The sequence below is a fragment of the Coriobacteriaceae bacterium genome, from assembly GCA_025992855.1.
Lineage (GTDB): Bacteria > Actinomycetota > Coriobacteriia > Coriobacteriales > Coriobacteriaceae > Collinsella.
This window is the reverse complement of sequence record DAJPGB010000001.1, coordinates 2,072,129-2,089,681: the sequence shown is the minus strand read 5'-3', so window position 1 is coordinate 2,089,681 and position 17,553 is coordinate 2,072,129. Positions and strand designations below refer to the sequence as shown.

Below are 17,553 nucleotides of genomic sequence, written 5' to 3'. Positions count from 1 at the left end.
GGTAACACGCCATTCCTCATCTCGTATATTCGCAGGTATATTGCGTAATACAGACGAACGGTAGGAATTTAGCGGTAAACGGTTGACCAAAAGAAAAGTAAGATGTTATTTTGACCAGACACTTTCCTGACCTGCGAAAATACATTGTTTCAGCTCAAGAATAGTCTGATAACAAAAAATTATTATTGAGAATGAGAATCATCTTTAATACGATATGGAACGAAGGCACAACCTCAACCCCGCACTGCGTCACAATAGAGCGTTAGATGCGAAAACAACTATTTCGAGGATTGGTGGTCAAATGACCCAGGAGACGGTTAAGAACGGCACTGAAGCCCTGTTCACTCGTGAAGGCATGCCTCCCGTTAAGGAAATGATCCCGTGTGCCCTTCAGCACGTACTGGCTTCGTTTGCCGGTATCATCACCCCGGCTGTCATCATGGCCGGCGTCTACGGCTTTAATAGCCAGCAGAGCACCGACATCATCCAGGTCGCGCTCATTCTTTCGGCAATCGACACGGCCCTTCAGGCCTTCGCTCCCTTCCGTCGCATCGGCGGCGGCCTGCCCATCGTCATGGGCGTTTCGTTCGCGTTCCTCCCGGCCCTCCAGGCCATGGGTGCCTCGGGCTTTAGCTTTGGTGCGCTGCTGGGCGGCGAGATCGTCGGCGGCGCCGTCGCGGTCCTCTTTGGTTTGGCTTACAGCAAGATTAAGTGGCTATTCCCGCCCGTCGTGACCGGTACGGTCATCTTCTCCATTGGCGTCTCTCTCTATCCCACGGCTGTCAAGTATATGGCCGGCGGTATGGGTACGCCGCTGTGGGGCACCCCGCAGGCCTGGTGCGTCGCTCTTATCACCTTCGCCGTGGTCTTTGCGCTCGCCAACTTTGGCAAGGGCACGCTCAAGCTGGGATCCGTGTTCTTTGGCATGATCGTTGGCATGATCGTTTCGATCCCCTTTGGCATGATCGACTTCTCCAGCGTCGCCACCGCTCAGGTCTTCGCCCTTCCCAAGCTCATGCCCTACGCGCTCGAGTTTGATCCCGAGGTCTGCATTACCCTCGCTGTCGTGTTCCCCATGGTCGCCATCCAGGTTATCGGTGACGTTTCCGCCGCCTGCCTGGGCTCCATCGACCGTATGCCCACCGAGCGCGAGCTCTCCGGCGCTATTGTGTCCCAGGGCCTCACCTCTATGGTCGGCGGCCTGCTGGGCGGTCTTCCCACCAGCGCCCTTGGCCAGAACGTGGGCATCATCTGCTCCAACAAGGTCGTCAACAAGTGGGTCTTTGTGATCATCGCGGCCGTCTTTGCCATCGCCGGTCTGTTCCCGCAGCTCTCTGCCGTGCTCTCCGCCATCCCGCAGCCTGTCATCGGCGGCGCGACCGTCGGCGTCTTTGGCACCATCACCATGAACGGTGTGCGCATGTTCACCCGCGAGGGCCTCACGCAGCGCACCACCACCATCGTCGGCACCTCGGTCGTCTTTGGCCTGGGCATTTGGATGGCCAGCGGCTGCCTCGCCGGCGAGGGCATGCCCACCTGGGTGTCCACCGTCATCGGCTCCAACGCCGTGACCCCCACCGCCATCATGGCCATTGTCCTTAACCTGATCCTTCCGCAGACGCCGGTCGTGGCTCAGCACATCGATGCCGCCAAGGATGCCGCTGTGGATCTGGTCCTGCCCGAGAGCAAGAAGTAACCAATTCGGTGCTATTCGCCGGCGGACGCATCGCCTCGTCCGCCGGCGCCATGCGGCGCCAAGCCGCACTTCAAAGGGCTTGTCCCTTTGGTGAAGCGTTGACGGGAGAGGGCCCGTTTCCGGTGTAGGCCGGCGCTTCGCACTTCCGCCATGTCAGAGGTGTCAAACCCCGCCCCTGATGTTGAAGGGAGCATTTATGCTTCTGGTCGCTAACGGTTCCGTCTTTACCCGCAACGCTCAGACTCCGTTTATTCCCAACGGTGCGGTCGCCATTGACGGAGATACGATCGTCGAAGTGGGCCCCGAGCGCGAGCTCAAGGCCAAGTACCCGGATGCCGAGTACGTCGACGCCCAGGGCAACCTCATCATGCCCGGACTTATCAACTGCCACACCCACATCTACTCGGGTCTGGCCCGCGGCCTTGCCATTAAGGGCTGCAACCCCACCAACTTCCTGGAGAATCTTGAGCAGCAGTGGTGGAAGATTGACGACAACCTGACGCTCGACGGCACCAAGGCCAGCGCCTATGCCACGATTCTGGATTCCATCCGCGACGGCGTCACCACGATCTTCGATCACCACGCGAGCTTCTGCGAGATTCCGGGCAGCCTCTTTACCATTAAGGACGCCGCTCAGGAGCTGGGCATGCGTTCGTGCCTGTGCTACGAGGTTTCCGACCGCCGTGGCCAGGAAAAGTGCGATCAGGCTATTGCCGAGAACGCCGAGTTTGCCCAGTGGGCCGCCAAGGAGCGTCGCGATAACGACAACCACATGATCGCCGCAATGTTTGGCGGTCACGCCACCTTTACGCTGTCGGATGAGACCATGGATAAGATGGCCGAGGCCAACAACGGTCTGACCGGCTTCCACATCCACGTGTGCGAGGGCATGAACGATGTGTGGGATTCCCGCCTCAACCGCGGCGGCATCAGCCCCGTCGAGCGCCTACTGCAGCACAACCTGCTGGGTCCCGACACCATGCTCGGCCACTGCATCCACGTGACGCCTGCCGAGATGGATATCGTCAAGGAGTCCGGCACCTGGCTCGTCAACAACCCCGAATCCAATATGGGAAACGCCGTGGGCTGCGCCCCCGTGCTCGAATTCTTCCGTCGCGGCATCCCCGTGTGCATGGGCACCGACGCCTACACCCACGATATGCTCGAGAGCCTCAAGGTCTTCCTGATCATCCAGCGCCACAACGCCGCCATGCCCAACGTGGGCTGGTGCGAGGCCATGACCATGCTGTTCGAGAATAACGCCAAGATGGCCAGCAAGTACTTCGATCGCAAGCTCGGTGTGCTCGAGGCCGGCGCCGCTGCCGACGTCATCGTTATGGACTACAAGCCCTTTACGCCGCTGAGCGAGGAGAACATCGACGGCCACATGCTCTTTGGCATGATGGGCAAAAACTGCCGTACCACCATCATCAACGGCCGCGTCCTGTACAAGGATCGCGAGTTTGTCGGTATCGATGAGGAAAAGATTAACGCGTGGACCATGGCTGAGTCCAAGAAGCTCTGGAGCGCGCTTAACAATCGCACCTACTAATTCACAAGTAGATTCACGCGCGTCGGATGTTTCGCCGCATCTGACGCGCGTATAGGCGGCCTCCGCGGGGTCGCCGGCGCTGTGCTAGCGCTACACCGTATTTGCGCCCGCCGCGCGGTCTCGCCGGGCGTTACAGAGAGGAGCTCATTATGAGCGACATCATGAGGCCGATCCCGTTTTCGCAGCTGATGAACTGGATCATCGAGGAGCACAAGACTCAGGGCGCCGTCTTTGGCGTGCGCAAGATGGTCACGACCAACCAGGAGGGCGCGCTTCCCATTTTTGACGAGCGCATCGAGACCCCGTTTGGCCCGGCCGCCGGCCCCAACACGCAGCTTGCCCAGAACATCGTGGCATCCTATGTGGCCGGTTCCCGCTTCTTTGAGCTCAAGACCGTTCAGGTTATGGACGGCGAGGAGCTCTCCAAGTGTGTGAACAAGCCCTGCATCGTGGCGCAGGACGAGTGCTACAACTGCGAGTGGTCGACCGAGCTCGAGGTTCCGCAGGCCTTTGCCGAGTACGTGAAGGCATGGTTCGCCTGCCACCTGATCGCTCGCGAGTACGGCCTGGGAAGCCCGGACGGATTTGTCTTCAACATGTCCGTGGGTTATGACCTGGAGGGCATCAAGAGCCCCAAGGTCGATGCCTACATCGAGGGCATGAAGGATGCCAGCGGCTCCGACGTCTGGAACGAGTGCCGCGCATGGGCGCTTGCCAACCTGGACAAGTTTGAGCATGTCGACGCCGCGTTTGTCGAGTCCATCCCGGCACGCGTCTCCAACTCCATCACCGAGTCCACCCTGCACGGCTGCCCGCCGGCGGAGATCGAGCGCATCGCGACCTACCTCATCACCGAGAAGGGCCTCAATACCTACATCAAGTGCAACCCCACGCTGCTGGGCTATGAGTTTGCACGTCAGCGCCTCAACGAGCTGGGCTTTGACTACATCGTCTTCGATGACACGCACTTCCGCGAGGACCTGCAGTGGGCCGACGCCGTGCCCATGTTCGAGCGCCTGATTGCCCTGTGCGCCGAGCGCGGCCTGGAGTTTGGCGTCAAGCTGACCAACACGTTCCCCGTCGACGTGACGAGGAACGAGCTGCCCTCCACCGAGATGTACATGTCCGGTCGTTCGCTGTTCTCGCTGACCATCGAGGCTGCCCGCCGCATTACCGAGCAGTTCGATGGCAAGCTGCGCATCAGCTACTCCGGTGGCGCCACGGTCTACAACATCCGCGCCCTGTATGACGCCGGTATTTGGCCCGTCACCCTGGCGACCGACGTTCTCAAGCCCGGTGGCTACGAGCGCTTTAGCCAGATGGCCGGTGAGTTTACCGACCTGGACGGCAAGCCGTTTGAGGGCATTTCGCTCGAGGCCGTGACTGCGATCCAGACCGACTCGCTCACCAACCCGCTCTACAAGAAGCCGCTGCGTCCGCTGCCCGACCGCAAGGTCGCCGGCAAGAGCCCGCTTTCCGATTGCTTTACCACGCCGTGCCGCACGAGCTGCCCCATCCAGCAGGATATTCCCGCCTATCTGGCGGCCGTTGACGAGGGCCGCTACGAGGACGCACTCAACATCATCATCGAGCGCAACGCCCTGCCGTTCATTACCGGCACCATCTGCCCGCATCCCTGCGGCCGTGCCTGCGAGCGTGCGTTCTACGAGCCCGAGGGCGCCCAGATTCGCGCCAGCAAGCTCAAGGCCGCCCGCGAGGCCATGACCGCCGTGCTGCCCAAGCTGCGCGCCCAGGCCATCGCCAACGACGGCGAGCGCAACGTAGCCGTTATCGGCGGCGGCCCGGCCGGCCTGGCGACGGCGTTTTTCCTGACGCGCGCCGGCGTGCCCGTCACCATCTTCGAGGCTCGCGATTCGCTCGGCGGCGTGGTCCGTCACGTGATTCCCGAGTTCCGCATTGCGAGCGACGATATCTCCCACGATGCCGAGCTCTGCCTGGCCTTTGGTGCCAAGGTGCAGCTTAACGCTCGCGTGGATTCCATTGACGAGCTCAAGGCCCAGGGCTTTACCGACGTGGTCGTGGCCACCGGTGCCTGGATGCCCGGCTCTGCGGGCCTGGGCGAGGGTGCCGAGCTCGATGTACTGGAGTTCCTCGAGGCCGCCAAGAAGGGCGAGAAGCTCGAGCTGGGCGAGGACGTCGTGGTCATCGGCGCCGGCAACACCGCCATGGATGCTGCCCGCGTGGCCAAGCGCCTGGCTGGTGTGAAGAACGTGCGCCTGGTGTATCGCCGCACCAAGAAGCAGATGCCCGCCGACGAGGAAGAGCTTGATCTTGCTCTTGCCGACGGCGTTGAGTTCTGCGAGCTGCTGGCGCCCAAGGCACTCAACGGCGCCGTGCTGACCTGCGACGTTATGGAGCTTGGCGAGCCGGATGCAAGCGGCCGTCGCAGCCCCGTTGCCACGGGCGAGACCGTCGAGCTTCCCGCCACCACGGTGATCTGCGCCGTGGGCGAGGGCATCGATGCCAGTCTGTACGATGCCGCGGGCGTCGAGCACGACCGTCGCGGCCGCCTTGCCGCCACCTCCACCGGCGTTGAGGGCGTCTGGGCTGCGGGCGACTGCCGCCGCGGTCCTGCCACCGTGGTTGAGGCTATTGCCGACGCCGCCGAGGTCGCCCGTGCCATCGCCGGCGTGGACTTTAACAAGTACGCCGATTGCAACGAGCAGGCTGGCCGCGAGGACACCTGCTACGAGCGCAAGGGGTCGCTGTGCCGCGACAAGCGCAACTGCACCAAGACCCGCTGCCTGGGCTGCGGCTCGGTGTGCGAGGTCTGCTGCGACGTGTGCCCCAACCGCGCCAACGTAGCCATTAAGGTGCCGGGCCTGGCCAAGCATCAGGTCGTCCATGTCGATGGCATGTGCAACGAGTGCGGCAACTGCGCCGTGTTCTGCCCCTACCAGGAGGGCCGTCCCTACAAGGACAAGCTCACCCTGTTCTGGAGCGAGGAGGACATGGAGAACTCCGAGAACGAGGGCTTCCTGGCCGTGGACGAGGACCACTTTAAGGTTCGCGTCGCCGGCACGGTCCGCACCGTCTCGGTCGATGCCGTCAACACCGGTCTTCCCGAGGCCGTCCGCCTGACCATCAGGGCTGTGCGCGACAACTATTCGTACCTTCTTAAGAAATAGGCGAGTCTCTTATGGCCAAATCCATTCAACATAACGTGGCCTACGTTGCCTGCGGAAGCGGTTGCGCCTCCGCAGGCGGCGATGCCCGCTGCAGCGAAGGCTGCATTGGCTGTGGCGCCTGCGTCACGGCCTGCCCCCACGGCGCCATTGCGCTGGTCGATGGCATCGCCCGCGTGGACCGCTCCAAGTGCACAGGCTGTGGCCTGTGCGGCGTGGCGTGCCCGCAGCGCGTGATTGCCTTCGTCCCCGGCTACCAGAACATTCTGGTGCGCTGCAACAACACCGATAAGGGTGCCATTGCGCGCAAGGTCTGCGACACGAGCTGTATCGGTTGCGGTATGTGCGCCAAAAAGTGCCCTGCCGGCGCTATCCGCATCGAGGACAACTGCGCCCATATCGACGGCGTGGACTGCCTGTCGTGCGGCATGTGCGCCGTCGTCTGCCCGCATGGCGCCATCCACGACCGCACCGGCATCGCCGCCGGCGTGTAGAAGGGAATCACCATGGCACAGGAATTCACTTTTACCGTTAACGGTGTCGAGCACACGACGACGGAGAGTAAACCACTGCTGCGCTATCTGCGCGACGACCTGCACATTCACTCCGCCAAGGACGGCTGCTCCGAGGGCGCCTGCGGCACCTGCACCATCCATGTGGACGGTGCGGCCGTCAAGGCGTGCGTACTGACCACTGCTCTTGCCGCCGGCCGTAACATCGTGACCGTCGAGGGCCTGCCCGAGGACGTGCGCGAGGCCTTTGTGTACGCCTTTGGCGCCGTGGGCGCCGTGCAGTGCGGTTTTTGCATCCCCGGCATGGTCATGGCGGGTGCAGCGCTGATCGCCGAGGACCCCGAGCCCACCGAGGAGCAGATCAAGTATGCCATCCGTGGCAATGTCTGCCGCTGCACCGGCTACAAAAAGATTATCGAGGGCATTTCGCTGGCAGCTGCGGTGCTCCGTGGCGAAAAGCAGATCGACGAGGATTTGGAGCGCGGCGACGACTACGGCGTGGGCAAGCGCGCCTTCCGCATCGACGTGCGCAAGAAGGTGCTCGGCGAGGGCAAGTATCCCGACGACATCGACGAGCTCGATCAGCCGGGTCTGACCTATGCCAGCGCCGTGCGCTCCAAGTACCCGCGCGCCCGTGTGCTCTCCATCGATACTTCCAAGGCCGAGGCCCTGCCCGGCGTGGTGGGCATCCTGCGCGCCGAGGACGTGCCGGTCAACCAGGTCGGCCACCTTATCCAGGACTGGGACGTCATGATCGCCCAGGGCGATATCACCCGCTGCGTGGGTGACGCTATCGTGCTGGTGGTTGCCGAGGACGAAGCGACGCTCGAAAAGGCCAAGAAGCTCGTAAAGATCGATTACGAGCCGCTGGAGCCCGTGCGCAACATTGTCGAGGCCAGGACTGCCGACGCCCCACGCCTGCACGACAGCTTCTTTGCCTTTGGCAACACGGTGGAGCTCAAGGACAATGTGTGTCAGAGCCGTCACGTGACGCGCGGCGACGCCGCCAAGGCGCTGGCGGAGAGCGCATTCACCGTGACGCAGCGCTTTACCACGCCCTTTACCGAGCATGCCTTCTTGGAGCCCGAGTGCGCCGTGGCGTTCCCGTATAAGAACGGCGTCAAGGTGCAGTCGACCGACCAGGGTGCCTACGACACGCGCAAAGAGTGTGCCCACATGTTTGGCTGGGACAACGAGCCCGAGCGCGTGGTCGTCGAGACCATGCTCGTGGGTGGCGGCTTTGGCGGCAAGGAGGACGTGTCCATCCAGCACCTGGCCGCGCTCGCCGCATATAAGTTCCAGCGTCCCGTGAAGTGCAAACTCACGCGCGCCGAGTCGCTCGCGTTCCATCCCAAGCGCCACGCCATGGACGGCACCTTTACGCTGGGTTGCGACGCCGAGGGCAACTTTACCGGCCTAGATTGCGAGATCAACTTTGACACCGGCGCCTACGCGTCGCTGTGCGGCCCGGTGCTCGAGCGCGCCTGCACGCATGCCGTCGGCCCCTACAAGTACCAGAACACCGACATTCGCGGTTATGGCTACTACACCAACAACCCGCCCGCCGGCGCGTACCGCGGCTTTGGCGTTTGCCAGTCCGAGTTTGCGCTCGAGAGCCTGATCGACTTGCTGGCAGAGAAGGTCGGCCTGGATCCGTGGGAGATCCGCTACCGTAACGCCATCGAGCCGGGCGAGGTTTTGCCCAACGGCCAGATTGCCGACTGCTCCACGGCGCTTAAAGAGACGCTGCTCGAGGTCAAGGATGCCTACTATGCGCATCCCGGACACGCCGGTATCGCCTGCGCCATGAAGAACGCCGGCGTGGGCGTGGGCCTGCCCGATGCCGGCCGCTGCAAGATTCGCATCGAGGACGGCGTGGCTGTGGTCTATGCCGCCACGTCCGACATCGGCCAGGGCTGCAACACCGTCTTTTTGCAGGACGTTGCCGAGGCATGCGGCCTGCCGCTTCGCTGCATTGCCAACGGCGAGTGCTCCACCGAGAACGCTCCCGACTCCGGCACCACGTCTGGTTCACGTCAGACGGTTGTGACCGGCGAGGCCGTGCGCGGTGCCGCCTTCCTGCTGCGCGATGCCATGCTTGATATCGAGGCCGGCAAGTCTGCGCCCGCCGCTCCCGTGAATGCGCATGGCGACGGCGTCAAGATCGAGTACGACGACGGTCGCGCCTATCAGCTGCACACGCAGGAGCTCGTCGCCGGCCAGGGTATGCATCCTCAGGATCCCGCGGCCGCCATCAAGGCGCTCGAGGGATGCGAGTTTGGCTACGTGTACCTGGAGCCGACCGACAAGCTGGGCGCCGACGCTCCCAATCCCAAGAGCCACATCTGCTACGGCTTTGCCACGCATGTGGTCATCCTGGACGACAACGGCCACGTGAGCGAGGTCTATGCCGCGCACGATTCCGGCAAGGTGGTCAACCCCATCTCCATCCAGGGTCAGATCGAAGGCGGTGTGCTTATGGGTATGGGCTATGCGCTTACCGAGGACTGGCCGCTCAAGGACTGCGTGCCCCAGGCAAGGTACGGCACGCTCGGGCTGTTCCGTGCGCCCGAGATTCCGGATATCCACGCCATCTACGTGGAGAAGGACGAGCTACTGCCCGTGGCATACGGCGGCAAGGGCATCGGCGAGATCGCAACGATTCCCACGGCGCCCGCCGTACAGAACGCCTATCGCGCATTTGACGGCAAGCTGCGTCCGGATCTGCCCATGGTGGATACGCCCTACAGCCGCGCCCGTCGCCGCGGGTAGGGTAGAGCGTGGACGGCCATTGCTGATGGGCTGTTTGCGCTTAACACCAACTGCATATGCTGTGCCTTTGGCCTCGGCTCCATCGCGAACCGGGGCCCTTTGTTTGGAGTGGAAACTGCGTCCCGGATTTGGCGCTCAGAACGGGACACGCTTTCCGGATGGGATGCTTGGCGGAAACTACGGCCCAGTTTTTGGCTCCAGAACGGGATGCATTTTCCGGAACGGTCCACGTGCGGTGGTGTACCGCCCCTTTCGTGTGCGCCGCTTGTCGAATTACGTTATAGCTAGCTATATTATAGGAAGGTATAATATAGCTAGCTATAACGTAAAGGAAGGATGGCCCTATGTTTATCGGAAGAACAGTGGAAATGTCCGAGCTCAATCGACTGTATGGCACGGGCTCCTTTGAAATGCCTGTGATTTACGGCCGCCGTCGTGTGGGTAAAACGCGCCTTATCACAGAGTTCATCCAAGGCAAGAAGGCTATTTACTTTCAAGCCCGTCGTACCAATGCGGAGGCAAACCTGCACGGCTTTAGCCAGGCGATACTTGCAGACTCGGTTGGTGCTGCAGGCGTGTCGTTTCGTAGTTTTGACGAAGCGTTCGATGCATTGGCCACCATGGCTCGCACGGAACGTTTGGTTGTCGTGATTGACGAGTATCCCTATCTCGCCCAATCGAATCCCGAAATCAGCTCGTTGCTGCAAGACAAGATCGACCACTTATACAAAGAGACCAAGCTCATGCTTATCCTGTGCGGGTCGTCGCTTTCGTTTATGGAGGAACAGGTGTTGGGCTACGAGAGCCCACTATACGGTAGGCGTACGGCCCAGTTTAAGATCATGCCGCTCGATTTTACGACGACCCTCGGGTTGTGGCAGAGCATGGGTCGCGAAGACGCTGCAGTTTGCTATGGCATGACGGGTGGCATTCCTGCATATATCGAGAAAGTCGATCCTGCCGCACCGCTCAAGGACAACATCAAACGTCTTTTTCTTACTCCTACGGGCTATCTCTTTGAGGAGCCGAGTAACCTGCTATTGCAGGAGTGCCGCAATCCCGAGCAATATGATGCGATCGTGCAAGCAATTGCTCAGGGGCGCTCGAAGATCTCGGAGATTGCGAGCTCTACGGGAATCCCTGCGAGCAACGTAAAGAGCTATGTGGATAAGCTGGCGTCGCTTGGGATTGTCGAGCGCGAGCTGCCCCTAAACGAGACGAGTAATAAGCGAGCCGTGTATCTGCTGAGCGATCAGATGTTTAGGTTCTGGTACAAGTTTGTGCCGCAGAACATTGGGCTGATTCAAAACGATATGGCCGAGATGGCGTATAAGCGCATTGAGCCGCACGTATCGGATTACATGGGTACGGTCTTTGAGCTCATATGCAGACAATATGTGTACGAACTCGCGCGCGCGGGCCAGCTCGATGTGGTTCCGGCGAGCGTCGGGCGCTGGTGGGGGACGGATAATCGCACGCATACGCAGGAAGAAATCGACTTGATTGTTGACGATGGCGAGAGCACTGCTCTGTTTGCGGAGTGCAAATGGCGCAATGAACCGGTGGGCGAAGACGTGCTGCAAAAGCTCGTGCACCGAAGCGAGCTCTTTAGACGGCAACGAAAAAGCTATGCACTATTCTCAAAAAGCGGCTTTACGCAGGGATGCCGGGATGCCGCGGAGAGCAGGGGAGACGTCAAGCTGATCTCGTTTGCCGAGATGTGCGAGCGGAGATAACCAAGCGCGCTCTGATGTGATGCTCGGAATGGGTCGCGCTAAGGATGCCAAGCGTAAAACCTTCAATGAAAATGGCGTAAAAACTACATCTGTCATGGCGTAAAAACTACATTGAAAGTAGCGTAAAATCAGCATTGAGAATGGCGTAATTTCGCATATCGCGTGATAGAGAGGGACGGCCGTCTATGGATGCACCAAAGAGATTGACCCAAAAGGGATATAGGCCCCGGCTCATAGAGGAGCGCCTCGACACCCTTATGCGGGCGTTTGGCTGTGTGGAGATCAACGGCCCCAAATGGTGCGGCAAGACCTGGACGGCGCTCTCTCGCTCGGCGAGCGTCTCCAGGCTCGATGAGCCTGCGCAGCGTGCGGCGGCAGAGGTCGACCCAAGCCTGGCGCTCATCGGCGATGCGCCACACCTGGTCGATGAATGGCAGGAGGTGCCCGAGGTTTGGGATGCCGCCCGGCGTTTCGTGGACGCGAGCGGCAACGAACGGGGGACACTTTTGCTCACGGGCTCGACCGCGCTCAAAAGCGAGGAGCGCAGCCATGTTCGTCATTCCGGCACGGGTAGGATCGCCCGTCTGTCAATGCGCCCCATGGCCCTGTGTGAGTCGGGCGACGGCGAGCCGCTCGTGTCACTGGCAAGCCTCTTTAAGGGCGAGGATTTTGCCCCTCAGCGTCGCGAGAGCACGGTGGATGACGTCGCCCGCTGGTGCTGCAGGGGCGGTTGGCCTGCAAATCTTGGGCTTTCGGAAGATCTTGCGCGAGAGACGGCAAGCCAGTACGTGCACTCGGTGCTCGACGTCAACGTGCTGGACGAGGGCATGTCGCCCGAGCTTGCACACGGCCTTTTGCGAGCTCTTGCCATGAACGAGAGCCAGGCTGTCACGTACAAGACGCTCGTAAAGGACGCCTCGTACGGTGAGGCGGGCCCCGACGAGAGGACCATCGCTGCGTACTTGGACCTCTTCAACAGGCTCAAGCTGACCGAGGACCTGTGCGGATGGGAGCCGCCCATGCGCTCGAAGGCCCGCGTTCGCGTGCGCCCCAAGCGCTACTTCTGTGACCCGTCACTTGCGGCGGCGTTGCTGGGGGCTACCCCTGAGCGGCTGCTTGGCGATATGCAAACGCTGGGGATGCTCTTTGAGAATCTCGTCCTGCGCGACGTGCGCGTGTTCCTTTCCACCTACGGCGGTGTCGACAACAGTGTCCATTATTTCCGAGATGAGAAGGGCCTTGAGGTCGATCTGATCGTTGAGCACGACGGGCGCTGGGGAGCCATCGAGGTCAAGCTGAGTGATGCGAAAGCAGACGATGGAGCGAGAAATCTCAAGGCGCTGGAGAGGAAAGTGCTCTCCAATCCTGCCGCCCAGAATGCCGCGCCGGCGTTTTTGGCGGTCGTGGTTGGAAAGGGGAGCATTGCCTACACACGCGACGACGGCGTGGCGGTGATTCCCATGGCGGCACTTGGGGCGTAGTGGTTTTGCGGGCGTGCCGTGCTTCCTTTACCGAAAATCCATTTGGTAAACCAGATGCTCGCGGATAGAATAAAGTCGACGGCAGCCCAAGGGTGATAGCTGGGCAGCGCCGTTGCTTGGTCAAGAGGTCAGTGCCTTAATGGCAGCGACTTGTTATGCTTCGAATGCTGCTTGAGTGCCTCGGAAAGTTCGATAAGCGCCGTGAAGAGCGAGACCAAAGCAACCAAGAGCTCTACGAGCTCTGATGGGCCCGGGATGACCGCTGATTCAAGTCACCGGGCCTAAATCTTTTTCATGCATTTGAATAGAGCGGGCAACTCTCTTGGGGCCGTCTGCATGGCGTGTGCCTGGCGCATGGTATTGCGCCCCACTTTCATGTCCGCGCGGGCGCCTATCCTTACGGCAATGTAGCCGCCTATATAGTAAGCGGCAGGCAATGGAGAAAGGCCATAACCGTGTCAGCTGAAAAGACGCCGGGTATCTCGGCTATCGATACGACAAACTTTGCGCGCCAGATTGTGCTGGACTTTGAGTTTGCGCCGGTGCCAAAGCAGCGCCAGCGACGTGGGCTGCGCAATGAGATTATCGAGGTCGGCGCCGTCAAGCTCGATTACCACGGCAACGTTATGGGCGAGTTCTCGCAGTTTGTGCAGACGGAATTTACCGAAGGCGTTGCGTTTTCCGTCCGCGAGCTTACGGGGATATCGGCCGTGGACACTGCGATGGCCGATCCGCTCTACATGGTAATCAAAAGGCTCAGCGATTGGATCGGTCGCTACTCCGCACAGGTAGTTTGCTGGAGCGGGGCGGACCGTCGACAGCTTTTGACCGAGTGCCAGGCAAAGCACATCGATCTTTCCGCATTTCCTACGGACTGGGCCGACCTGCAGGCGTTTTACACCTCGATCATGGACGTGGGCAGCCACGGGTGCGTCTCTTTGAGTGACGCGGCGACGTGGTTTGGCATCGAGTTTGACGAGTCGACGGGTCACGCCCACAGCGCCCTTGCCGATGCGCGCGTGACCGCCAAGCTGCTCAAGCAGGTGATGGACGGGGACTACCGCGTGAGCCCGCGCGCCCAGGAAGTCCGCCAGCGGTGGGGGATGGGCGAGCGAGCTCAGACGCGCCTTTCTAGCAAGTGCCCCGAGCTGGGCGACCTGCTGCTGAAGCTGAAGGCGGCGGGAAGGTAGGGGGCAGACGGCCATCCGAAGGCGTCTGATCGGCGGCCCCTCGGGGCTTGCCCGTATCGTAGGCAATGCGCCGAATGCTCGCCATCGAAATTAATCGATGGCCTATTACAGACTGTAATGGGCTTGAGCCATCCCGGGGAAATTGCCGTGTGACCTATAATGTTTGCAACAGTTAAATGCGCTTTTTGCAATTGTGCAGATAGGTTTTGCTATGGTTTTCGATAAAGAGGCTTCGTTCGAAGAAGCGGTCATAACCGTGCTGAAGCAGCACGGCTGGGACGACGCGGGAGGTGTGCTTCGCTATCCCACCGAGCAGGACCTCATCGACAACTGGGCGAAGATTCTGTTCCAGAACAACGCCGACATAGACCGCCTGAACGGCTGCCCGCTCACCCAGGGCGAGATGGCGCAAGTCATCGAACAAATCGAAACGCTCAAGACCCCGCTCGCGCTCAACGGGTTCATCAACGGAAAGACCGTCGCCGTCACACGCGACAACCCCGACGATGTGCTTCACCTGGGCAAGGAGGTGAGCCTGAAGATCTATGATCGTCAGGAAATCGCAGCTGGCCAGAGCCGCTACCAGATAGCTCAGCAGCCTGTCTATCCTGCGAAGAGCAAGATCTTGAACGACCGTCGCGGAGACTTGTGCCTGCTCATCAACGGCATGCCGGTCATCCATATCGAACTCAAACGCAGTGGCGTGCCCGTAAGCCAGGCCACCGGTCAGATTGAGAAGTATGCCCACGAAGGCGTGTTCACGGGGCTCTTTCGCCTAACGCAGATCTTCGTGGGGATGACCCCAGACGAGGCGCGCTATTTCGCCAACCCTGGCACGGGCGCGTTCAACCCGAACTTCTTCTTCCACTGGGAGGACTTCAACAACGAGCCCGTCTGCGCAGGTGACAAGCCTGGTACTGACGAGTGGAAGCGCTTCACCTCCACGCTGCTCTCCATTCCCATGGCGCACCAGCTTATCGGCTTCTACACCGTAGCTGACAGCGCGGACGGCTGCCTGAAGGTTATGCGCAGCTACCAGTACTACGCCGCCGCGGCCATCTCGGACAAGGTCCGCAGGTGCAAATGGGATGAGCCGCGTCACAGCAGCACGCCAGGTCGCCCAGGCGGCTACATTTGGCACACCACCGGCTCCGGCAAGACCATGACGAGCTTCAAATCTGCCCAGCTCATAGCCGACTCGCGCGACGCCGACAAGGTACTTTTTCTCATGGACCGCATCGAGCTGGGCACGCAGTCGCTCTCTGAGTACCGCGCGTTCGCCGACGACGCTGACGACGTGCAAGGGACCGAGAACACGCAGGTGCTGAAGTCGAAGCTCGCGAGCGACGACCCCAAGAACCGCCTCATCGTGACCTCTATCCAGAAGATGAGCAACGTGAAAGCCGGCGAGGGTAGAATCACCCAGGCGGAGCTCGACCGCCTGGCCGGCAAGCGCATCGTATTTATCATTGACGAGTGTCACCGATCCACCTTCGGCGACATGCTCCAGGACATACGCCGTGCGTTCCCCAACGCGCTATTCTTCGGCTTCACAGGTACGCCGATTCTCGACGAGAACCAGAAGAAGGGCTCCACCACCGCCATGGTGTTCGGCGAGTGCCTGCACCGCTACAGCATCGCAGACGGCATCCGCGACGGTAACGTCCTGGGCTTCGACCCATATATGGTGACGACCTTCGACGACCACGACGTGCGCGAGGCCGTTGCCCTCGAACAGGCTAAGGCCTCAAGCGTCGGCGAAGCCATCTCCGACGAGCGCAAGAGCAAAGTCTTCTACCACTACATGGACCAGGCAAAGGTCCCCATGGGACCGATGGTCGACAGCGCCGGCAACCGCATCAAGGGCATCGAGGATTTTCTCACCCGAGCCCAATACTGGCCCGACACCCCGCACCACGGAAAGGTCGTAGAAGACATCCTGCGCCGTTTTCCAGTGCTTTCCCACGGCAACAAATTCCATGCAATCTTGGCGACGAGCTCCATCCCGGAGGCGATCGACTACTACCGAGCCTTCAAGGAATGCGCCCCGCAGATGAAGGTGACCGCCCTTTTCGACCCGAGCATCGACAATAACGCCGGCTCCACGGTGAAGGAAGATGCTCTGGTCGAGCTCATAGAGGACTACAACAAGGCATATGGCCAGGAGTTCACCATCCCCACGTGGCCCGCCATGAAGAAGGACATCTCGGCGCGTCTGTCCCACAAGAAGCCCTACGTCAACGTCGACTCCAATCGCAACTCCCGCATCGACCTGCTCATCGTGGTGGACCAGATGCTCACGGGTTTCGACTCCAAATGGCTCAACACGCTTTACCTCGACAAGGTCATCGACTACGAGAGCATCATCCAGGCGTTCAGCCGCACGAACCGTCTGTTCGGCCCCGACAAGCCCTTCGGCACGATCCGCTATTACCGTCGTCCCCACACCATGAAGGGCTATATCGAAGCGGCAGTGAAGCTGTATTCGGGAGACCGCCCACTCGACATGTTTGTCCAGAAGCTCCCGGACAATATCGCGCTGATGGACGCGCGGCTACAGGAGATACTTATGGTGTTCGAGGCCGCGGGCGTTGCCGACCTCTCGAAACTTCCCGCATCGCAAGAGGCCAGGCGCAAGTTCGCCAAGGAATTTGTCGAGCTCAACGAGTTCCTCGAGGCCGCGAAGGTGCAGGGCTTCACGTGGGACCAGGATACCTACGAGTTCGAGGAGGAACCGGATAAGGGAGGGCGACGCGGCGAAACTCACTTCGTGCAGCCGGTCATCGACGAACGGACCTATCTCATCCTCGTGCAACGCTACAAAGAGCTGTTTGCGGGAGGAATCGGCCCCGGAGGCGCCCCGGAGGCGCCTTACGAGCTCGATGGTCATATAACCGAGATTGACACGGGGCTCATAGACAGCGACTACATGAACGCGAACTTCGTGAAGTGGCTGAAATGTCTTGAGCGAGATGACGAGGGGCTCGCCGCCGCGCGCGAGGAGCTCCACCGATCGTTCGCGTCCCTAAGCCAGGACGACCAGCGCTTCGCCGAGCTGTTCCTTCACGACGTCGAGCGAGGGGACGCCGCCTTGGAAGACGGCATGACGCTGAGGGATTACATCACGTCCTATGCCCGCAAGGCGAAAAACGCTCAGGTCGAGCGAGTCGTCGGGGCGCTCGGCATAGACGGCGAGCTTCTTGCCACCATGGCTGCGCTTGACCTGTCGGAATCGAACATTAACGAGTTCGGGCGCTTCGACGATTTGAAGGACTCGGTGGACAAGGTGCGCGCCAAGGCCTTCTTCGAGCAGAAGGAAGGCAAGACGCTCCCTCTGTTCAAGGTGAACACCCGTGCGGCGGCGCTGTTGAAGAAGTTCATCCTGGAAGGCGGCTTCGACATCGACGAATGAGCGGCGATTTTGAGCAGGCGAAATCGAGAGTTTGTCAATCCGAGGGGGCGTATGTG

At 60.8% G+C, this 17,553-nt stretch carries 9 protein-coding genes; all 9 read left to right on the top strand.

From position 1 onward, the window contains the following. Positions 1 to 301: 301 nt before the first annotated feature. The 9 genes from OIL88_08875 to OIL88_08835 all read left to right on the top strand — a co-directional run bounded on the left by OIL88_08875 (position 302) and on the right by OIL88_08835 (position 17,497). A complete protein-coding gene (locus OIL88_08875) occupies positions 302 to 1,696 on the top strand; it encodes a purine/pyrimidine permease (GenBank protein ID HJI72471.1) in 1,395 nt (464 codons plus the stop codon). Positions 1,697 to 1,892: 196 nt separating this feature from the next. After that, complete coding sequence (gene ssnA, locus OIL88_08870) at positions 1,893 to 3,248, top strand: putative aminohydrolase SsnA (protein HJI72470.1); 1,356 nt, start codon at positions 1,893 to 1,895, stop codon at positions 3,246 to 3,248. 149 nt (positions 3,249 to 3,397) lie between these two features. Beyond that, the gene (ygfK, locus tag OIL88_08865; GenBank protein HJI72469.1) at positions 3,398 to 6,397 is read left to right on the top strand and encodes a putative selenate reductase subunit YgfK; all 3,000 of its coding nucleotides are present in this window, start codon (positions 3,398 to 3,400) and stop codon (positions 6,395 to 6,397) included. A gap of 11 nt (positions 6,398 to 6,408) precedes the next feature. Continuing rightward, positions 6,409 to 6,888, top strand: a complete 480-nt coding sequence (locus OIL88_08860) for a 4Fe-4S binding protein (protein HJI72468.1) — start codon at positions 6,409 to 6,411, stop codon at positions 6,886 to 6,888. Between the two features lie 12 nt (positions 6,889 to 6,900). Further along, complete coding sequence (gene xdh / locus OIL88_08855) at positions 6,901 to 9,678, top strand: selenium-dependent xanthine dehydrogenase (GenBank protein ID HJI72467.1); 2,778 nt, start codon at positions 6,901 to 6,903, stop codon at positions 9,676 to 9,678. Positions 9,679 to 10,022: 344 nt separating this feature from the next. After that, positions 10,023 to 11,414: an ATP-binding protein gene (locus tag OIL88_08850; protein ID HJI72466.1), complete on the top strand. Its 1,392-nt coding sequence runs from the start codon at positions 10,023 to 10,025 to the stop codon at positions 11,412 to 11,414. Positions 11,415 to 11,689: 275 nt separating this feature from the next. After that, complete coding sequence (locus tag OIL88_08845; protein ID HJI72465.1) at positions 11,690 to 12,895, top strand: DUF4143 domain-containing protein; 1,206 nt, start codon at positions 11,690 to 11,692, stop codon at positions 12,893 to 12,895. Positions 12,896 to 13,350: 455 nt separating this feature from the next. Beyond that, a complete protein-coding gene (locus OIL88_08840) occupies positions 13,351 to 14,085 on the top strand; it encodes an exonuclease domain-containing protein (GenBank protein ID HJI72464.1) in 735 nt (244 codons plus the stop codon). Between the two features lie 211 nt (positions 14,086 to 14,296). Further along, complete coding sequence (locus OIL88_08835; GenBank protein HJI72463.1) at positions 14,297 to 17,497, top strand: HsdR family type I site-specific deoxyribonuclease; 3,201 nt, start codon at positions 14,297 to 14,299, stop codon at positions 17,495 to 17,497. Positions 17,498 to 17,553 lie beyond the last annotated feature (56 nt).